The sequence below is a fragment of the Streptomyces sp. NPDC004327 genome, from assembly GCF_042873935.1.
Taxonomy (GTDB): Bacteria; Actinomycetota; Actinomycetes; order Streptomycetales; family Streptomycetaceae; genus Streptomyces.
The window spans coordinates 22,618-39,513 of record NZ_JBIAME010000003.1 but is presented as its reverse complement, the minus strand read 5'-3'; the positions used below and the strand labels follow the sequence as shown (position 1 = coordinate 39,513).

Genomic DNA, 16,896 nt, shown 5'->3' with positions numbered 1-16,896 from the left:
CTAGTTGTGGCGGATCAGGGCCTCCACGAGTCCCGTGCGGGTGTTGGGGAAGTCGAGCGGGACGATGCCGAGGCCCTTCCAGCCGGCCGCCTCGGCGCTGTCGAGGAGGCCGTGGACCTGGGGGTTGAGGCGGTCGGCGTTCCAGCGGGGCGGGAGGGCGGCGGCGGTGGAGACGAAGTTGACGTAGCAGCGGCCGGGCTGGGCGGCCGCCTTGCGGAACTGGGCCTGGATCTTGGGCCACTTGGCGAAGGGCTCGGCCTGGTAGTCGTCCTGGACGTCGAAGTACGTACCGTCGGCCCAGCGCAGTCCGGGCAGTCCGGCGTTGTCGGCGAGCAGGACGACCCGGCCGCGGGCCTCGCCGAGGGTCGGCAGGCCTGAGCCGATGCGGAAGAGGGGCCGCCAGCCGCGGTGGTCGAGGTAGTCGTCGAAGACCGCGCGGAAGGTGGCGTCGGACTCGGTCGAGTACTCCTGCTTGACCCTCATGAGCACGGTCTCGGTGGGGTGCACGGCGAGGAAGTCCCAGCAGGCGCCGAGGACGTCGCCGAACATCAGGTTCTGGAAGGAGGCGCCGTGGTGGATGGCGAAGGAGCCGCCGGTCACCCGGCACCGTACGTCCAGGAAGCGGATGCCGCTGTCGAGCTGCTGGGCGATCGTGGTGTTCTGGCATTCGGTCCAGGGGCCGCCGTAGCGCGCGCCGGAGTCGTGGGTGCCGGGGATCGTGAGCCTCTGGAGCGGGGTGGGGTCGCCGTGGGCAGCCATCCAGTCCTGGGTGCCTAGGGCGGCGGTGGCCGCAGCGGCGGACGGGGTGCCTGCCGTGCCCACGAGCAGGGCGGCACCGGCTGCGCCGGCGCCCGCGAGAAAGCGTCGTCGGTCCATGGCCCGCACTATGGCAGTGCTTGACGTGCCCCTGCCATAGTCATGCGGGACTTCCTACCGCCCGGTATCCGGATCGATCCGCTCCGCGAGTGCCCGCAGCCCGATCGCCAGCTCCCGTGCGTCCGGGGCCGCCTGAGGATCCGTCAGCCACTGGATCATCACACCGCTCAGCAGCGCCATGTGCACCGAGCCGAGCGTGCGCACGTCCTCCTCGGCGACCTCCTCCTCCGGCACGCCCCTGAGCTGCGCGGCCGTCCCGCGCCGCCCCTCGCGCTGGCCCGCCGCGAGCAGCGCGAGCAGCTCGGGCGAGGTCTGCGCGTGCACGAACGCCTCGACGCTCGCGAGCCAGAGCCAGCGGTGCTCGCCGAAGGAGCGGATCTTGCCGGCCCACAGCTCCTCGAAGCCGCCGCCCGCCCCGCCGAACTCCTCGCCCCACTCCTCCATCGCCGCGAAGAGCGCCTGGTTGAGCAGGGCCTCACGGGAGCCGAAGTGATAGCCGATGGCGGCCATGGAGACACCGGAGGCGGTGGCGATGTCGCGCACGGTGGTGCGCAGATACCCCTTCTCCTCCAGGCAGCGCCGGGCTCCGGCCAGCAGTTTCTCGCGGTTTCCCATGCGGGGATCGTACGGCGCCGGCCGCTCCGCCAAGCGTTTTGGGCAAGCGATCTATACATTTGTCTTGCGCGGCCGCCCAAATGCTGCGTACAGTCGCCACCACACCGCCCGAGCCGAGTCGCCCGGACACCGGCGACGCCAAGCCGAGGAGCACCCATGCGCAAGGAACTCACCACCGACGACGGCCGCACGCTCTCCTACCTGGACTTCACCCCCGACAGCACCGGCCGCCCGCTGCTCGCCCTGCACGGCCACCTCTCCGAGGGCGCCTCCTTCGCGCACCTCGCCGAGGCCCTCGGCCCCGAGTGGCGGGTCGTCGCCCTCGACCAGCGCGGCCACGGCGACTCCGACCGCGCGCCCGACTACCGGCGCGAGGGCTACGTCTCCGACGCCCAGGCCCTCCTCGACCACCTGGGCCTGGACCAGGTGGTCCTCGTCGGCCACTCGCTCGGCGCGGTCAACGCGTACCACCTGGCCGCCGCCCGGCCCGAGCGGATCGCCGGCCTCGTCTCCGTCGACACCGCGGCCCACCTCCCGGAGACCGGCTCCAGCCCGCTCGCCTTCGTCCTCGGCTTCCCCTACACCGCCCCCACCCGCGACGGACTCGTCGCCGCCTGCGGCCCCGTCGGCCCGATGGTCGCCCCGGCCCTGCGCCCGCACCCCGACGGCTGGCGGCTCCCCTTCCACCCGCGGGACACCGTCGACTCCGAGACCCTGGTGCACGGCGACCACCGCCCCGCCTGGCTCGCCTCCCGCTGCCCCGCCCTCGTCGTCCACGGCACGAGCAGCCAGGTCCTCACCGCCGCCCACGCCCACGAGATGACGGCCACCCGCCCCCGCACCACCCTGGTCGAGCTCGACACCGACCACTTCGTCCAGCTGAAGGACCCGCGGGGCTTCGAGAAGGCGGTCGGGGAGTTCCTGGCGACGCTGTGAGCCGCGGACTGGTGACAGCGAAGACGAACAGCGAGGGGGAACGGCGGACGGGAACGGCGGACGGGAACGGCGAAGGGGCGGCACCCCGCCGAAACGGTGTGCCGCCCCTCGTCCGGAACCCTCCGAACTCTCCGGAACTGTCCGGAACTGTCCGGTGCACAGTGCTACTTCGTGTAGTAACCCGCCACGTCCGCCAGCAGGTCCGCCGCACCGGAGTGGTTGTACAGCGTCACCTTGCCGTCCCGCACCGGGACGACGACCAGGTTGGCGACCGTCTGCCCCGCGACCACGTTCAGGTTCGACGTCGCCGGGCGCGCCGTCCCGAACGGGTACACCGACACATAGGTCGTCGCCGTCGGCCGGGTCGCCGTCACGTTCATCACGACCGCCGACACCCCGGCCGGCACCCCGCCCTGACCGGTGACCTGGAGGTCCACGGTCTTGCCCGGGCCCACCTGGGCCTTCGGCGCGCCGACGCCGCCCAGTGTGTTCAGCAGCCGGGCCGGCGGCAGCGCCTTGAAGCGGTCACCCTTCCCCGCCGCGTCGGTGAAGTAGCCCGCCACGTCGGCGAGCAGGTCCACCGCACCGGAGTGGTTGTAGAGCACCACCTTGCCGTCCCTGACCGGCACGGTCACCAGGTTGGCGGCCGTCTGCCCGGCCACCAGGTTCAGGTTCGACGTGGCCGGCCGGACCGTCCCGTACGGATACGCGGACACGTACGTCGTCGCCGACGTGTTCGTCGCCGTCACGTTCATCGTCACGGCCGTCACGCCCGTCGCCGGGACGCCGCCACGGCCCGCGACCTGCACGGTCACCGTCTTGCCGCCGGCCACCTGGGCCTTCGGCGCGCCGACCCCGCCCAGCGTGTTGAGCACCCGCGCCGGAGCCACCGGAGCGAACCGGTCGCCCTCGCCGCTCAGCGTGTAGTAGCCGGCCACGTCGGCGAGCAGGTCCACCGACCCGGAGTGGTTGTACAGCGTCACCTTGCCGTCCCTGACCGGCACGGTCACCAGGTTCGGCACGCTCCTGCCGGCCGTCACGTTCAGGTTCGACGTGGCCGGGCGCGCGGTGCCGTACGGGTAGGCCGACACGTACGTCGTCGCCGACGGGTTCGTCGCGGTGAGGTTCAGCGTCACCGCGGTCACGCCCGTCGCCGGGACCCCGCCGCGGCCGGTGATCTGCACGGTGACGGTCTTGCCCGGGCCCACCTTGGCCTTCGGCGCGCCGACCCCGGCGATCGTGTTCAGCAGCCGCGCGGGCGCCACCGGCTCGTACGTGCCGAGCCCGCCGTGCGTCAGGAACACCTCACCGGTGCGCCGCAGTTCCGGCCCGGCGCCGTCCGCGGGCGCGGCGGTCAGCTCCCAGCCGTACCGCCCGTCCCCGAGCTCCGCCCCGGCCCCGTCCTTGCCGTCCCACACGGCCTTCACCAGACCGCGCGCCTCACCACCGCCGAAGGTGCGCACGACGGCGCCGGAGCGGTCCTTGAGGGCGAGCTTCCAGGACGCGGCGGGCTTGTCGAGCCACCAGCGGCCGGTCCAGGACGCGGTGTCCGCCGCGTCCAGGGTCTGCGGGGTGTCCGCGTCGAGGACGGACAGGTCGGCGGCGGGGACGCCGCTCGGGACGACGTGGATCGCGTCCTGGTCGTCGGCGTAGGAGAGGGCGCCGCCGAAGCGGTCGATGCTCCACACCGGAGCGTTGGCGCCCGGGTGGTCGACCACCCGCGACCCGGCCGTCCCCCGCAGGGGCGTGAGGAGCGTGTCGGCGCCCTGCTCGCTGATGACGTAGCCGTCGCCGAGCCGGGCGAAGCGGCCCGGGACCGCGGTCTTCCGGCCCGTGGTCAGGTTCCGCACGCTGAAGGTGTCGCCGCAGGCCGACAGGACGTCGTCGCCGACGACCGACCAGTTCGCGAGTTCGCAGTCGGAGACCTTCACCGAGCGGGTGACGGTTCCGGAGCGCACGTCGACGGCGTTGAGCACGCCGCCGGCGGCGCCCTCCCACAGCGTGCCGCCGTCGATCGCCGCGCCGAGGGCGGCCTGCCGGCGCAGCACGGTCTGCTGGGTGTCGAGGTCGAGAACGCCCGTCCCGGCCGTGGTCACGTAGACCGCGTAACGGCCCGACGCCGCGACGCCGTTCACGCCGTCGATGCCGGCCACCTTGGTCGCCTCGGCAAGCTTCCGGCCGGGCTCCAGGACGTACAGCCCGCCGCCCCAGCCGGACTCCATGAGCACGGCACGGCCATCGCCGGTCGGCACGGGGGCCTTGCAGTCGCCCGCGACGGAGCAGGTGCCGGTGAGGATGTCGGCGGATCCGTCGTGGTCCACGCGCGGCCCGGCCGAAAGGACGCCGCCCACGGACAGGTCGACCGTGCGCAGCCGGGCGTGGGTGCCGGACACGACGTCGGCGGAATAGAGCACGCCCTGCGCGGCCGACATCTGCGCGACCCTCGTACGGACGTCCGGAACGTTCGAGATCCGGCTCGCGACCGGCGCTCCGCCGCCCTCCGGAATCCGGACGGAGTGCAGCGTGCGCTCCGTGCCCGCGCCCTGACGGGCGACCACGACCCGGCTCCCGCCGGGGCTCACGGGCGAGTTGCCGAAGACCCGGTCCAGCACGGTCTCCTCGGGCGCGTCGGGATCGGTGAGGGACTTCGCGATCAGGGTGTCCGTGCCGTCCCCGGCCGGCGTCCGGGCCAGCACGTAGTCGCCGAGGAGCGCGACCGGAGTGACCCCGGTCCCGGCCCAGGGGATCTGCTTGACGGGCGCCGACCAGTCCCCCGTGACGTCCCAGATCTGGAGCTTGGCGCCCACCGTGTGGAGCACGAACCGGTCCGCGAGCACCTCGGACGTCGGCAGGTTCCTGAGTGCCTGGTCAGGGATGGGGCGCAGGGTGAAGGACGAGTCGACCCAGCCGAGGTGCTGGACTCCGCCGGCGGTGTAACCGAGCAGGAAGCCGTGCTCGTTGACCCAGGAACCGATGTGGAAGGACGGCGTCGCACCGGCGGGCAGTCCCACCAGTGGCTTGGCCACCACGGCACCCTGCGAGTCGAGGTACCGAAGGTGCATCCCGTACGGGGCCGCGCTCTCCTGGGTGACGACGCCGAGGCCCATGACGGCGAGGAAGCGGTGGTTCGCCGGGATCGGGACGACCTGCGGCGTACCGGCCTTCGGGTCACGGAAGGTCACGTCGGACATGGTGTAGTCGGCCATCACGTCGCTGCCGGTGGCCCAGGGCCGGCCCCCGGCGAACCTCCCGAAGGGCTGCGAGCGCGACCCGTCGACGAAGGACACCCAGTTGTACGCGGACGTGGACGCGCCCTGCAGGAACCCCGTGTCACCCACTGCGGGCAGCCGGCCCGCGTTGGGATCCGCCGAAAGCTCCGCCGGGATCACCACCTCGCCCGGCGCCTCCGCCGCCACGGCCGTCCCCGCCGCCAGCGGTGTCATCGGCGCCAGCGCCGCGGCCACGGCCACGGCCGCCGCCACCGTCATACGGCCGCTACGCGGCCATGTTCTTCCCACGATGTGTGAGCTCCTCCCGATGAAAGGGCGGCGCACCGCCGAAACGATGCGCCGCCCTTCCGCTCTGTTTTCTGTTGCTTCGCGCCGGTTACTTCGTGTAGTAGCCGAAGGCGTCCACGATCACGTCGATCAGACCCGCGCGGTTGTAGACGTCGATCGAGCCCTGGCTCGACATCTTCACCACCACCTGGTTCGCCACCGTCACGCCCGGCACGGGGTTCAGGTTGGACATCGTCGGACGGGACGGCAGGCCCTCCAGCCACGGGTGGACCGTGAGGTACGTCGGGGCGGTGGCGTTCGTGCCCGCGACGTTGAGGACCAGGGAGGTCGCGCCGGACTCCGGGATGCCGCCGTAGCCGGCCACGGGCAGGGTGCCGTAGTGGTCGCCGGGGATCTTCGCGTCCGGGCCCCAGTCACGGCTGTCGAAGAGCCGGACCGGCCACAGCGGCATGAAGCGGTCGCCCTGGCCGGCCGTGTTGGTGAAGTAGCCGGCGACGTCGCCGAGCAGGTCGACGGAGCCGCTGTGGTTGTACAGCGTCACCTTGCCGTTCTTCACCGGCACGGTCACCAGGCCGGCCACCGTCTGGTTCGCGACCATGTTCAGGTTGGAGGTCGCGGGCCGGGTCGTCCCGTACGGGTAGACGGAGACGTAGGTCGCGGCCGTCGGCCGGGTCGCGGTCACGTTCATGACGACGGCGGTGACGCCGGTCGCCGGGACGCCGCCACGGCCGGTGACCTGGAGGTTGACGGTCTTGCCGGCACCCAGCTTGGCCTTCGGCGCGCCGGCGCCCGCCAGCGTGTTGAGGATGCGGGCGGGGGTCACCGCCTTGAAGCGGTCACCGGCGCCGTCGAGCGTGTAGTAGCCGGACACGTCCACGAGCAGGTCGGCCGAGCCCCACGCGTTGTACAGCGTGACCTTGCCGTCCCTGCTGACCGGCACGGTCACCTGGTTCGGGACGCTGCGGCCCTTCGGCACGTTCAGGTTGGAGACCAGCGGACGGGCGTGCCCGGACGGGTACACCGAGACCCACGTGCTGCTGGTCGGGTTGGTCACCGTCACGTTCAGCACGACCGCCGACACACCGCGCGCGGCGACTCCGCCGCGCCCGGTGACCTGGAGGTTCACCATGCCGCCCTGGCCGACCTTGGCCTTGGGCGCGCCGACACCGGCGAGGGTGTTGAGGATGCGGGCCGGGGCCACGGGGCGGAAGGTGGAGATGCCGTCGTGCGTCACGTACACCGTGCCGGTGGTGCGCAGTGCGGCACCGGAGCCGTCGACGGACGGGGCGGTCAGCTCCCAGCTGTAGCCGCCGTCGGCGACCGGGAGGCGGTCGGGGCCGTTGCCGTCCCACACCGCCCGGACCATGCCACGGGTCTGCAGACCGCTCTGGGTGCGCACCACGGTGCCGGACCTGTCCTTGACGGTCATCGTCCAGGACGCGACCGGCTTGGACAGCCACCACTGGCCGGTCCAGGCCGTGCCGCCCGACAGGTTGATGACGTCGGAGGGCACGGTGGAGTCGACGACGGACACCGCCGAGGTGGGCACGCCGCTCGGGACGACGTGGATGCGGCCGGCGTCGTCGGTGAAGACGGTGTTGCCGCCGAAGCGGTCCACGCTCCAGCCGGCCTCCGGCATGACGTCCGCCACGGTGCCGATCTCGCGGGTCGCGCCGCCGCCGCGCAGCGGCGTCACGGACAGCACGTCGCCCTTGGCCCAGGAGACGAAGCCGTCGCCGAGGCGCGCCGAACCGTGCGCGGGCAGGGGCGTGTTGACCTGGGTCGCGGTGTTGAGCACACCGGACTTCGTGTCGCACTTCCAGTAGAGGTCCGAGCCGACGGACTGGACGTCCTTGAGGGCGCAGTCGGCGGCGGTGACCGTGCGGACCGTGGCGCCCGTGCGGACGTCGATCGCGGCGACGGCGCCGGCGGTGCCGGTCGCGGTCCACAGGGTGGCGCCGTCGATCGCGGTCGGGCCGGTGCCGAGGTTCCTGGTGAAGACGGGCGTCAGGGTGTCCAGGTCGAGGACCCGGCGCTCACCGGTGGTCAGGCGGTACGAGGCGTAGTGGCCCGACGCCTCCAGGTCGCCCTCGACGGAACCCGACGGCAGGGCGGTGCCGGGCAGCGACGCGCCGTCGGCGAGGACGGACAGCGCCGAGCCGGTCTGGCGGACGAGGCGGCCGTCGCCGGTCGGCACCTCCCGGGAGGTGGCGAGCTTGGCGTCCGTACCGCGGTCGAACCGGTCCCCCGCGACGAGCGGGCCGCCGGCCTTCATCTCGATCGAGCGCAGCCGGTACTCGCCCGACGGGAGCTGGTCGAGGGTGCGCAGGACGCCCTGCGCGGCGGAGATCCGCTTCGTCATGGTGCGGTCGCCCGGGACGACGGCGACCTCGGTGGCCGCGAACGTGTCGTCGGCGCCCGCCCGCACGCGGTGGACCACGCGCTCGGCGTCGTCGCCCTTGACGACGGCGAGCAGGTCGCCGCCCAGCAGGTACGGGTCCCCGAGGACGGCGTCGAGCACCGTCTTCTGCTCGCCGCCCGCGAAGGAGCGGGAGAGCAGCGTGCGCCCGGCGCCCGGGGTGACGCTGAGGACCTGGTCGCCCTGGACGCGGACCGGGGTGTCGGAGCCGGTCCAGTCGGTCTCGCGCGCGGCGGCGGTCAGGTCGCCCTTGAGGTCCCAGACCTGGAGCTTGCCCGCGTCCGTCACCCGCAGCAGGGTGTCGCCGTCGACGACCGAGGAGCGGGCGGAGGCGTCGAGGGCGACCGCCTTCGGGGCGTCACCGGACAGGTCGACCCAGGCGGTGGCGGACACCTCGTCGTTGCCGACGTAGTAGCGCGTCTGGAAGCCGTGCGCGTTGCCGCCCCAGAAGCGGAAGTCGTAGGCGCCGTCCTGGAGACCGGCGACGGGCACGTCCCGCACGGCGCCGTTCACGAGCGAGACCGCGTGCAGGCCGCCGCCGGTGCTCGCGGCGCCGGTGACGACCGTGCGGCCGACCAGTCCGATGGCCTCCTGGCCGGCGGGGATCTGGACGGTCTCCTCGGCGCCGCCGGCGGCGTCCTGGAGGACGACCTTGTTCGTCGCCCGGTACCAGCGGGCGACGGTGTCGTCGGTGCCGTTGGTGAAGACGTCCGTGGCGCCCTGGGCGGCGAACGTCCTGTCGCTGCCGTCGGCGTACGAGAACCAGCGGTAGGAGCCGGACTTGCCGTCCCCCTGCAGGAAGCCGGTGGCGCCGGTCCGGACGACCGCGGCGTCCGCGGCCGCGGTCTGCTCCGCCGGGATGACCAGCTCCGCCGGCGGGTCGGCCGTCTCGGCGGCGTAGGCGACGCCCGCGACGGCCGGCGTCAGTGAGATCAGTACCGCGGTGGCCGCGGCCAGTGAGAGGGCGCTTCTGCGCCGCTTGCCCCACCCGTTGTCGATCAAATCGAACCCCTCCCCAGTGGCCCCAAGTGGCCTGAGGGTAACAGGCCTTCGAACTCGTTCAAAACGAGTTCGGGCCATGGGAAGGGACACGGAAAGGGACATGGAAAAGGGGTGGACCCCGCCGAAGCGGAATCCACCCCTCCCCCGTCTGTCCCGGCGGTCCTGCCCGGGGGCTACTTCACGACCGTGATGCGGTCCGCCGCCGGCACCTGCAGCGGCGCGGCCGCCGAGGAGTGCGCGGACAGGTAGGCGTTGAAGACGTCCAGGTCGGAGGCGCCGACCAGCTTGTTGGTGCCGGTGGCCAGGGCGCCGAAGCCGTCACCGCCGCCCGCGAGGAACTCGTTCATCGCGACGCGGTAGGTCTTCGCCGGGTCGATCGGCGCGCCGTTGAGCTTGATGGTGCCGTCGACGACCCGGTCCGCGCCCGACTTCGTCATGTCGAGCGTGTAGGTCAGGCCCTTCGACACCTGGAGGATCTTCACCGAGTTCAGGTTCGAGCCGCTGACCTGCTGCTTGAGCGCCGTGATCAGGTTGGCGCCGGACAGGTCGACCACGTTCATCATGTTGGTGAACGGCTGCACGGTGAAGGACTCGCCGTAGGTCACCACACCGTCGCCCTCGGCGCCGGACTGCTGGTAGACGAGGTCGGCGCGGATGCCGCCCGGGTTCATCAGGGCCAGCTGCGCGCCGCCCTTGTCGGCCGGGGCGAGGCCCTCCAGCTGGGCGTCGGCGATGACGTCGCCCAGCGGCTTCTCGTACGCCGTGGAGCCGCGGCCGTTGATGTCGGCGGCGATGTAGCCCTGCGGGCGGTTGGCGACCGGAGCGGCGAGCTCCTTCCAGCCGGCGATCAGCTGCGACATGTCCTCGGCCTTGGGGACGTCACGGCTGACGACGTGGTTCGCCGAGGCGACCGCGGTGCGGACGATGTCCTTGGTGCGGCGGTCGTACGTCAGCGTGGTGTCGGTGTAGAGCTTGCCGAACGAGGACGCCGAGGTGACCAGGCGCGGCCGGCCGGCCGGGTCGGGGATGGTGCACACGTAGGCCTGGTGGGTGTGGCCGGTGACCAGCGCGTCGACCTGCGGGTCGATGTTCTTGGCGATGTCGACGATCGCGCCCGAGACGCCCTCGCCCTCACCGTCGCCGTCACCGTCGCAGTTGTAGTTGTACGCGGACGAGGCCGGCATGCCGCCCTCGTGGATCAGGGCGACGATGGACTTGACGCCCTGTCGCTCCAGGATCTTCGTGTACTTGTTGATCGTCTCGACCTCGTCGCCGAACTTCAGGCCCTTGACGCCCTCGGCGGTGACGACGTTCGGGGTGCCCTTCAGGGTCACGCCGATGAAGCCGATGCGGACGCCGTCCTTCTCCCAGACGAAGGTCGGGTCGAGGATCGGCCTGCCGGTCTTCTCGTCCGTCACGTTGGCCGCGAGGTACGGGAAGTCGGCGCCGTCGAACTTCTGGTCCTTCGTGAAGCAGCCGGCCGTCGGGTGACAGCCGCCGTTCTGCATCCGGGCCAGCTCGCGCGCGCCCTCGTCGAACTCGTGGTTGCCGACCGAGGTGACGTCCAGGTCCAGGTCGTTCATCGCCTGGATGGTCGGCTCGTCGTGGAAGAGACCGGAGAGCAGCGGCGAGGCACCGATCAGGTCACCGGCGGCGGCCGTGATGGAGTAACGGTTCCCCTCACGGGCCTGGCGCAGGTGCGTGGCCAGGTACTCCACACCGCCCGCGTCGATCTTCTCGGTGGTGCCGTCCGGCTTCACCCGGGTGACCTGGCCCGACGACCCGGCCGGCGGCTCGAGGTTGCCGTGCAGGTCGTTGAAGGAGAGCAGCTGGACGTCGACCATCCGCCCCCAGCCCCTGCCGTTGGTGCCGCCGAACGCGGCGGTGTCGGCGTCCTGCGACGCACCGGCCGGCATCGCCGCGACGAGCGCGCCGACGGTGGCGAGTCCCGCCCCGAGGGCGAGTATCCGCCGCCCGGCCTTGTTGTTCTTCCGCGTCGTTGCCATTTCTCCCCAGTTCCCTGAACGACTCCGGTCCTGCCCGCGCAGCCTAGGGTCAACGCGCGTAGCGCAACAGGGGGTGACGGGTTACGAGGTGGTTGCCCTTGTCCGCGCGACACCCTTTTGCACGGTGATGGGCGGGTCCGTCCATCTGACAGTCTCGGTTTGATCTCCCACGGCCCGGCACACCCCCGCCGTAGGCTCGTAGCCATGACTTCTGACGCGGCGCCGGCCCTCGAACCCGGTCGGCAGATCCACACCTACGACGAGCTGGGCCCCGAGCAGGTGACCGATGTCCTCGACCTGCTCGCGGCGGCGGACCGCGCCGACGGCGTGCACGCCGTGTCCGAGCAGGGGCGGCTCTATCTGCGCCACGGCAAGCGGGAGGGCGTCCGCCATTTCCTGCTGACGGTCGGCTCGCACCTGTACGGCTACGCCCAGCTGGAGGAGACCGACCCGGTCGAGGCGCCGGCCGCCGAGCTGGTCGTGCACCCCGCGCACCGCGGGCGCGGGCACGGGCGGGCGCTCGGCACGGCGCTGCTCGACGCGACCGGCAAGCGGCTGCGGGTGTGGGCGCACGGCGGCAAGCCGGCCGCGCGGCACCTGGCCCAGGTGCTCGGGCTCACCCTGTTCCGCGAACTGCGCCAGCTGCGCCGGCCGTTGACGCCGCTCGACATCCCGGAGCCGGTGCTGCCCGAGGGCGTCACCGTGCGCACCTTCGTGCCCGGGCAGGACGACACGGCCTGGCTCGCCGTCAACGCGACCGCGTTCGCCCACCACCCGGAGCAGGGCTCGCTCACCCAGCGCGACCTGGACGACCGGATGGCCGAGCCGTGGTTCGACCCGAAGGGCTTCTTCCTGGCGGAGAAGGACGGCCGGCTCGTCGGCTTCCACTGGACGAAGGTGCACGCCGAGGAGCAGCTCGGCGAGGTGTACGTGGTCGGCGTGCTGCCGGACGCACAGGGCGGCGGCCTCGGTAAGGCGCTCACCGCGACGGGCCTGCGCCACCTGGCGGGCGAGGGGCTGCCGACGGCGATGCTGTACGTGGACGCGGACAACACGGCGGCGGTGACGGTGTACGAGCGGCTCGGCTTCCGTACGCACGAGGTGGACCTGATGTACCGCGCGGAGTCGTGAACTCGGGGATCCAAGGGGGTGGTTGACACCGCCCCCTTCATCCACGCCACCCCGCAATGGCCCGCCGACTCGCCTCTGCACGACAAACTCGCTGTCTGGGCCAGCCGGGCCCGCGTGGGACGCCCACACGACGCTCAGAAAAACTCGAACATGCACCTGCCGATCGCCGGTTCGGGTGAATGACTGCGGGATTGCGGTGCATGTGTGCGGTGGCCGCACGTACGGTCCTTGAGAGGCATCGGGATTGCGCGGTGTTGCAGCCGGGACGGCGAGTGGGGGCGAGGTGATGCACGTGGGGGCGGCAGTGGATGCCAGGTGTGCCCGATACACCTACCGGCTGCGTGTGTCGTCCGGCGCCCACGCTTCCCTGGTGGCCGAGTGGAACCGGTGCCGATGGGTGTGGAACGAGTGCGTCGCCAAGTCCAGGGCTGTGCATCTGCACGGCAAGGCCATCGGCGAGAAGGTCACGTGTGGTCCTGCTCAGTTGGACAGGATGCTGACCGAGGCCCGGAAGGCGACTCCCTGGCTACGTGAGGGCTCGTCAGTTTGTCAGCAGCAGATCGTCCGCGACTTCGCTCGCTCCCGTTCCAAGGCACTGAAGGACGCCAAGGACCGTCTGCCTATGGCGCGTCGGGCCGGGATGCCGGGGTGGAAGAGCAAGCGTGAGTCGCTGCCGACCCTCAACTACACCTTGCGTGGTTTCCGGTTGAAGAACGACCGTCTACACCTGGCCGGGGGCATCATGCTGGCGGTGGTGTGGTCACGGGCACTGCCGACGGAGCCGTCGTCGGTGCGCGTACACCAGGACAGTCTTGGGCACTGGTATGCGAGCTTCGTCGTCCCCGCCGAGCTTCATCCGTTGCCGGAGACCGGCCGCGTCCTCGGTGTGGACTGGGGCGCGAGGGAGACCGCTACCACCACCTCCGACGCTCACGACCTGCCGCACGCCGAACACGGTCGCAAGGCCCAGGCGGAGCTGACTCGATACGACCGGATGATGGCTCGCCGCAAGCCGAAGAAGGGTCAGGCAGCTTCGAATGGCTACCGCGAGGCGAGGCGGCTGCGGGCCAGAACGTACAAAAAGGCCGCCCAGCAGCGTGAGGACACCGGCCGCAAGTGGGCCAAGAAGGTCGTACGGGACCACGACGCCATCGCCGTGGAGGACTTCCGCCCGCGGTTTCTGGCCAGGACCACCATGGCAAGGAAGGCCGCTGACGCCGCCATCGGCGCCACCAAGCAGGCCCTGATCGAGATGGGCCGTAAGCACGGGCGGGACATCCGCCTGGTCCACCCCGCGTACACCACGATGGACTGTGCGCAGTGCGGAGCGAGAGCCAAGCACGCACTGCCGCTGGGAATGCGCACTTACACCTGCACCGCATGCGGAACCTCGTCCCCCAGGGACAAGAATTCCGCGCGCGTGATGCTCGTCCGGGCTGGTCTCACCCCGGCTGGTGCTGATGGCGGAAGACCTCCTGGAGCGCTGCTCCAGGAGGCGGCCTGAGCCAGGAATCCCCTCCTCACCAATGAGGGGAGGTTTCAAATCCGTACTGAACGAAAGCACCTGTCCCTGCGCCCTTCGGGGCACGACTTCTCCGTCTCGATCGGCCGGAGCTGCGACCTCGTCGGCCCCAACGACGCCGGGAAGTCCCCTCGCTCTCGCCGCCGTCTGACCCGCCGAGGCCCCCTGAGGGTCTCGGCCCGCAGCCCCACGTACGTCCCCAAGAGCGCTCTCTACCTGCCACTGCTCACCGGTGCAGTCTTGCGCGCCCTCGCCGAGGTCCGTGCCAGGCTCTTGCCCGTCGAGACGCTCGCCCTCGCGGCCTTCGCCGCCTTCCACTTCCGTCTTCCGTAACAGGCGCGAGAACACCGGGGCCGGGGCCCCGCCCCGCCACCCGATCGTCCCCCGATTCCCTCACGTCACGTCCCCGTTACCAACCATTCAGACGCGCTTGCGACGCTCACGCAATGAAGCGCTCCGTGCCCGCCCCCACCCGGGCCCTCCCCAAGGGGAGGCTTCCCTCGCCGCCGGTCGGTTCCGACGCGCCCGAGCTGCCCTTCGCGCGGAAGAATGGGGTCATGAGCCACCAGCCCGCCGAGGTCCCGGTCCAGTCCAAGAAGAACGCGCCCGCGAAGGCAGCGAAGACAGCCAAGGGCACGGACGCCACGAAGGCGCAGCCTTCCGCCAAGCCCGCCGCCGCCCAGCCTTCCCTGGGATCCATAGCCGCGCACCGGCCGCACGCCGTGAACGGCGCGGCGACGAACGACCTCGCGCCCGATCTCGACGCCGATCTGGACGCGTACGAGGAGGACGGCGACGCGAGCGAGCTGCCACAGGGGCGCTTCCTGGACCGGGAGCGCAGCTGGCTGGCGTTCAACGAACGCGTGCTCGAACTCGCCGAGGACCCGTCGACGCCCCTCCTCGAACGGGCGAACTTCCTCGCGATCTTCGCGTCCAACCTGGACGAGTTCTTCATGGTGCGCGTCGCCGGCCTCAAGCGCCGCATCGCCACCGGTGTCGCCACCCGCTCCGCTTCCGGGCTGCAGCCGCGCGAGGTGCTCGACCTGATCTGGACGCGCTCGCGCGAGCTCATGGCCCGGCACGCCGCCTGCTACCAGCAGGACGTGGCGCCGGCGCTCGCCGACGAGGGCATCCACCTGATCCGCTGGCCGGAGCTCACCGAGAAGGAGCAGGCGCGCCTCTTCACGCTCTTCCGGCAGCAGATCTTCCCCGTGCTCACGCCGCTGGCCGTGGACCCGGCACACCCCTTCCCGTACATCTCGGGCCTGTCGCTGAACCTCGCGGTCGTCGTCCGCAACCCGGTCAGCGGCCACCGCCACTTCGCCCGCGTCAAGGTCCCGCCGCTGCTCTCGCGCTTCCTGGAGGCGTCGCCGGAGCGCTACGTCCCGCTGGAGGACGTCATCGCGGCGCACCTCGAAGAGCTGTTCCCGGGCATGGAGGTGCTCGCGCACCACATGTTCCGGGTGACGCGCAACGAGGACCTGGAGGTCGAGGAGGACGACACCGAGAACCTGCTCCAGGCCCTGGAGAAGGAGCTCATGCGGCGCCGCTTCGGCCCGCCGGTGCGCCTGGAGGTCGAGGAGTCGATCGACCCGTACGTGCTCGACCTGCTGGTCCGCGAGCTGAAGGTCTCCGACTCCGAGGTCTACCCGCTGCCCGGCCCGCTCGACCTCACCGGCCTCTTCGGCATCGCCTCGCTCGACCGGCCCGAGCTGAAGTACCCGAAGTTCGTCGCCGGCACCCACCGCGACCTCGCCGAGGTCGAGTCGGCGTCCGCGCCCGACATCTTCGCGGCGGTCCGCGAGCGGGACGTGCTGCTCCACCACCCGTACGACTCGTTCTCCACGTCCGTGCAGGCGTTCCTGGAACAGGCCGCGGCCGACCCCGACGTCCTCGCGATCAAGCAGACGCTGTACCGCACGTCCGGCGACTCGCCGATAGTCGACGCGCTGATCGACGCCGCCGAGTCCGGCAAGCAGGTCCTCGTCCTCGTCGAGATCAAGGCCCGCTTCGACGAGCAGGCCAACATCAAGTGGGCGCGCAAGCTGGAGGAGTCCGGCTGCCACGTCGTCTACGGCCTGGTCGGACTGAAGACCCACTGCAAGCTGTCGCTCGTCGTCCGGCAGGAGGGCGACACCCTGCGCCGCTACAGCCACGTCGGCACCGGCAACTACCACCCCAAGACCGCCCGGCTCTACGAGGACCTCGGCCTGCTCACCGCCGACCCGCAGGTCGGAGCCGACCTCTCCGACCTGTTCAACCGGCTCTCCGGCTACTCGCGCCGCGAGACCTACCGGCGCCTGCTCACCGCGCCGAAGTCCCTGCGCGACGGCCTCGTCTCCCGGATCAACAAGGAGATCGCGCACCACCGCGCCGGCCGGCCCGCGTACGTGAAGATCAAGGTCAACTCGATGGTCGACGAGGCCGTCATCGACGCCTGCTACCGGGCCTCGCAGGCCGGCGTGCCCGTCGACGTCTGGGTCCGCGGCATCTGCGCCGTGCGCCCCGGCGTCGACGGACTCTCGGACAACATCCGGGTCCGCTCGATCCTCGGCCGCTTCCTGGAGCACTCCCGGATCTTCGCCTTCGGCAACGGCGGCGAGCCGGAGGTGTGGATCGGCAGCGCCGACATGATGCACCGCAACCTTGACCGCCGCATCGAGGCCCTGGTCCGGGTCACCGACCCCGCCCACCGGGCCTCCCTCACCCGGCTCCTGGAGACCGGGATGTCCGACACCACCTCCTCCTGGCACCTCGGCCCGGACGGGAACTGGACGCGGCACGCGACCGACCCCGAGGGCCAGCCGCTCCGGCACGTCCAGGAGATGCTCATCGACGCGCGGAGGCGCCGGCGTGCACAACCCTGACCAC

9 protein-coding genes are annotated in these 16,896 nt (G+C 71.5%); 4 read left to right on the top strand and 5 right to left on the bottom strand.

Annotation, left to right across the window (positions count from 1 at the left end; all coding sequences use genetic code 11):
• Together ACFYU9_RS10600 and ACFYU9_RS10595 are read right to left on the bottom strand one after the other, a co-directional pair.
• Positions 1-876: a phosphatidylinositol-specific phospholipase C gene (locus tag ACFYU9_RS10600; RefSeq protein ID WP_389344193.1), complete on the bottom strand. Its 876-nt coding sequence runs from the start codon at positions 874-876 to the stop codon at positions 1-3.
• Positions 877-930: 54 nt separating this feature from the next.
• The gene (locus ACFYU9_RS10595; protein ID WP_389205222.1) at positions 931-1,491 is read right to left on the bottom strand and encodes a TetR/AcrR family transcriptional regulator; all 561 of its coding nucleotides are present in this window, start codon (positions 1,489-1,491) and stop codon (positions 931-933) included.
• A 156-nt stretch (positions 1,492-1,647) separates the two neighbouring features.
• On the opposite strand from ACFYU9_RS10595, the gene ACFYU9_RS10590 reads away from it, so the two are divergent.
• Positions 1,648-2,427, top strand: coding sequence for an alpha/beta fold hydrolase (locus tag ACFYU9_RS10590; protein ID WP_389344191.1), 780 nt, complete (start codon positions 1,648-1,650; stop codon positions 2,425-2,427).
• A gap of 164 nt (positions 2,428-2,591) precedes the next feature.
• Here the strand turns inward: ACFYU9_RS10590 and ACFYU9_RS10585 are convergent, their stop codons facing one another.
• From ACFYU9_RS10585 to ACFYU9_RS10575, 3 genes are all read right to left on the bottom strand, one after another.
• The gene (locus ACFYU9_RS10585) at positions 2,592-5,897 is read right to left on the bottom strand and encodes a FlgD immunoglobulin-like domain containing protein (protein ID WP_389344189.1); all 3,306 of its coding nucleotides are present in this window, start codon (positions 5,895-5,897) and stop codon (positions 2,592-2,594) included.
• Between the two features lie 136 nt (positions 5,898-6,033).
• Positions 6,034-9,366 carry a FlgD immunoglobulin-like domain containing protein gene (locus tag ACFYU9_RS10580; RefSeq protein WP_389344187.1) on the bottom strand — a complete coding sequence of 1,111 codons (3,333 nt, stop codon included), beginning with the start codon at positions 9,364-9,366 and terminating at the stop codon, positions 6,034-6,036.
• 173 nt (positions 9,367-9,539) lie between these two features.
• Positions 9,540-11,372 carry a bifunctional metallophosphatase/5'-nucleotidase gene (locus ACFYU9_RS10575; protein ID WP_389344185.1) on the bottom strand — a complete coding sequence of 611 codons (1,833 nt, stop codon included), beginning with the start codon at positions 11,370-11,372 and terminating at the stop codon, positions 9,540-9,542.
• Positions 11,373-11,576: 204 nt separating this feature from the next.
• Here ACFYU9_RS10575 and mshD point away from each other — a divergent pair, with 204 nt between their 5' ends.
• From mshD to ACFYU9_RS10560, 3 genes are all read left to right on the top strand, one after another.
• Positions 11,577-12,503, top strand: coding sequence for a mycothiol synthase (gene mshD / locus ACFYU9_RS10570; protein ID WP_389205227.1), 927 nt, complete (start codon positions 11,577-11,579; stop codon positions 12,501-12,503).
• A 286-nt stretch (positions 12,504-12,789) separates the two neighbouring features.
• A complete protein-coding gene (locus tag ACFYU9_RS10565) occupies positions 12,790-14,007 on the top strand; it encodes an RNA-guided endonuclease InsQ/TnpB family protein (protein ID WP_389344746.1) in 1,218 nt (405 codons plus the stop codon).
• Positions 14,008-14,582: 575 nt separating this feature from the next.
• On the top strand, positions 14,583-16,892 hold the full coding sequence (locus tag ACFYU9_RS10560; protein WP_389344183.1) for an RNA degradosome polyphosphate kinase: 2,310 nt from the start codon (positions 14,583-14,585) through the stop codon (positions 16,890-16,892).
• The last annotated feature ends 4 nt before the right edge of the window (positions 16,893-16,896 follow it).

Coding starts and splice junctions, on each gene's coding strand:
- ACFYU9_RS10600 (WP_389344193.1), bottom strand. CDS start 876: ATGGACCGACGACGCTTTCTCGCGGGCGCCGGCGCAGCCGGTGCCGCC.
- ACFYU9_RS10595 (WP_389205222.1), bottom strand. CDS start 1,491: ATGGGAAACCGCGAGAAACTGCTGGCCGGAGCCCGGCGCTGCCTGGAG.
- ACFYU9_RS10590 (WP_389344191.1), top strand. CDS start 1,648: ATGCGCAAGGAACTCACCACCGACGACGGCCGCACGCTCTCCTACCTG.
- ACFYU9_RS10575 (WP_389344185.1), bottom strand. CDS start 11,372: ATGGCAACGACGCGGAAGAACAACAAGGCCGGGCGGCGGATACTCGCC.
- mshD (WP_389205227.1), top strand. CDS start 11,577: ATGACTTCTGACGCGGCGCCGGCCCTCGAACCCGGTCGGCAGATCCAC.
- ACFYU9_RS10565 (WP_389344746.1), top strand. CDS start 12,790: ATGCACGTGGGGGCGGCAGTGGATGCCAGGTGTGCCCGATACACCTAC.
- ACFYU9_RS10560 (WP_389344183.1), top strand. CDS start 14,583: ATGAGCCACCAGCCCGCCGAGGTCCCGGTCCAGTCCAAGAAGAACGCG.